The 2,862-nt window shown below is 39.0% G+C and carries 3 protein-coding genes; all 3 read left to right on the plus strand.

The window, feature by feature from the left end; genetic code table 11:
* Positions 1 to 177 precede the first annotated feature (177 nt).
* The 3 genes from VIG73_RS03360 (at position 178) to VIG73_RS03370 (ending at position 2,463) form a co-directional block, all read left to right on the plus strand.
* Entirely contained in the window at positions 178 to 1,176 is a 999-nt protein-coding gene (locus VIG73_RS03360) for an Rpn family recombination-promoting nuclease/putative transposase (protein ID WP_331639139.1), read from the plus strand.
* A gap of 43 nt (positions 1,177 to 1,219) precedes the next feature.
* Positions 1,220 to 1,558, plus strand: a complete 339-nt coding sequence (locus tag VIG73_RS03365) for a hypothetical protein (protein ID WP_331639140.1) — start codon at positions 1,220 to 1,222, stop codon at positions 1,556 to 1,558.
* 233 nt (positions 1,559 to 1,791) lie between these two features.
* Positions 1,792 to 2,463, plus strand: coding sequence for a hypothetical protein (locus VIG73_RS03370; protein ID WP_194562765.1), 672 nt, complete (start codon positions 1,792 to 1,794; stop codon positions 2,461 to 2,463).
* The last annotated feature ends 399 nt before the right edge of the window (positions 2,464 to 2,862 follow it).

Raw genomic sequence — 2,862 nt, forward strand, 5'->3', positions numbered from 1 at the left:
ATATTCATTCATTTGGGAATGGACTTCATTGATATTCTCACAACTAAAATTCATGGTATAATATGGATATATATGACCGTTTAAAAAGAAGAGTATGTGTGAGTAGAGTAGGTGGTTTTTGTCTAAAAGAGTGAGAAAATCGAAGTCATCCCGAAATGCAACAGAGGAGATGATGAGATGAGTAAACGTGCTTTACGGCGAATCCCCTTAGAGAAGTTAATGGATTTAAAAGTGGATTACGCATTCAAACAATTGTTTGGAAGTGAGAAGAATAAGGAGATTACGGTCGTATTTTTGAACGCGATTTTACAAAAGACAGGTCGCGATCCAATTCGAGAAATCGTTTTTATCAATCAAGAAGTCGGCGGGCAATTTGTAGGTGACAAGCAATCGCGTTTAGACATCGTCGTCCGCACTCAAACCGATGATTTCATTAATATTGAGATGCAGCTGTCGAATCAAAATGACATGGTGAAGCGCACATTATATTATTGGTCGCGATTGTTTTCCGAACAATTACGTCGAGGCGAAGTGTATCAAGATTTGCGCCCGACGATTACGATTAACATTTGTGATTTTACATTGTTTTCGCAAACGGATTATTATCACAGTACGTATCACTTATATGAAGATACGGTACTGAAACGACTTCATCCTGAAGATGACGTACTTGAAATTCATTTTATCGAGATGAAGAAGTTCATTCAAGCGTGGCATGAGGAAACCCTTGATCCGTGGGATGATCTTTTAGTGCGATGGCTCTTATTGTTAGGAATGGTCGATGCAAGGAAGCAGCGTGTGTACGATGAAATTTATAAAGAATTGGAGGCGTTAGCAATGAAAGACGAACGTTTAATGGAAGCATTCGAGGCATGGGACGAATTGAGTGCAACACCTGAAATGAGAATGGCTTACACTTCACGACTCAAAACCATTTTAGATACAGAATCTAAGCTGCGCTATGCGATGATGAAAGGTGAAGAAAAGGGTAGAGAAAAGGGTAGAGAAGAAGGAAGAGAAGAAGGAAGAGAAGAAGGAATAAGAGAAGCGAATAAAAATACCATTTTCAATGGTTATCGCAATGGGCTAGATGTCACTACGTTGAGTATGTTGACAGGATATAGTGAGAAAGAAGTTGAAAATATCATCGAATCTTTTGAAGAAGAGGAGGAGTAATCCTCTATTCCGCTCAACAATCGTTGAGCGGGATTTTGAATTCATGGAATTGGAGGAGAAAACGATGAAAGACGAACATTTCACGGAAACATTGGATGGCTGGGAAGAGTGGGATGAACCATTTGAAGTGAGACTCGATAAAATTTATCGTCTTAAAGTGATGTTGGATGAAGAGTCAAGATTACGCTATGCGCGAACTAAAGGAAGGGAAGAAGGAATAAAAGAAGGAAGACAACAAGTGAAGACAAAAGTAATTCGCAATGGCTATGAGAACGGTGTAAGCCTCTCTACTTTGAGTATGTTGACAGGATATAGTGAAAAGAAAGTGCGATGTATTATTCAATCATTTCAAAATGAAAAGGAATCGCGTGTTCAAAACTGATCAACAAATAAAGAATCGCGTACATTGAAGACGTATGATAGTGAGGATGGTAATCTATAAGCGATGACGCATCAATCTATGTTTATTCACGTGTCTACCAGGCTGCTCACTTTTCAATCTTTCCTAAAGAAGCAATGCCCTTTAAGATTAAAAAATATACTAAAAATGATTGAATTATTTTTCTTTTCAGGTAAAATTTAGGTATAATACACTTGGGATGAGGGGGTGACGGGGTGAAGGTTGTTTTAAGTCATAGAGAGCCGAGCGTGCAGAGGGTGAGTCATCCGTATGTGACGGAGAAGACGGTGACATTTCAGCCGAAGCAAGGGGATCGTATTCAAATCGGAGCTCAAGCGCGTCAATTGTTTGATTCTTCAAAAAGTCAATCGAATGTGATGGATCAGTTGATGAAGAAGCGGGAGCAAATTCAAGAAATGCGTAGCAACTTGATTGAACGGACGCTGGAAAAGGGTATGGAATTGTCGACCATTAAAGAACAGTTGAAAGAAATCGACAAGCAAATTCAAGACGTCGAGATGAACATGCTGAAGCAGCAGATGAAAGAGCGAGAGCAAGCATTGGAAGAATTAAAGAAGGAAAAGGAAAAACCGCAAGAGAAAAAGTCGGAGGAAACGACAGACAGGCTTATTGAACATGGGGTTTCACTCGATCAAATGCAATTGTTGAACCAGTCTAAAAGCATACTCGACGGCGAGCGCAATACGATTAAAATTGAACTCGAACTAGATGCGCATCGTTTCTGGGATGTCGACCCGACGGCAGAAGCAAAAGGGAAAAAGCTCGCAAACCTCGACAAACGCATTTCTGACATAACCGATCAGCTTGGCGAGCGTTTAGGGGAAGTGTTGCAGCCTGACTCGGAAGAACAAGTTGAAGAAGAATAATAAATGAAAGCATTCCTTTACTCTTGTATATTCAAGGAATGCTTTTGTATTTATAATAATGTTGATTTTGTAAGAGTTAAAAATTGGGGTATACTTGCAGAAAAGAATATGATATATTATATGAGAGGAAATGAATACCTATTCAGATTAAGGCATTGTATAGGGGTTCATAAAGTCGCTTTTTTATTACAGTTATTTTGTAAGCGCTTTTTTGAACGCCGTTTAATAAAGTTAGAAATCTTTACTTGTTTCGACTTTAAATGTTAGAATAATCTGAAAAGAGAATTTGATAAGGGAGAGATACACATGACAGTACAAGAGTTGACACACTTTATTGGTGGGGAAAAAGTTTCTGGTAAAAGCGGACGATTTGGGGACGTCTACAATCCAGCAACTGGG

Origin of the sequence: Cerasibacillus sp., from assembly GCF_036516575.1 — a bacterium.
Lineage (GTDB): Bacteria > Bacillota > Bacilli > Bacillales > Amphibacillaceae > Cerasibacillus.

Coding starts and splice junctions, on each gene's coding strand:
- VIG73_RS03360 (WP_331639139.1), top strand. CDS start 178: ATGAGTAAACGTGCTTTACGGCGAATCCCCTTAGAGAAGTTAATGGAT.
- VIG73_RS03365 (WP_331639140.1), top strand. CDS start 1,220: ATGGAATTGGAGGAGAAAACGATGAAAGACGAACATTTCACGGAAACA.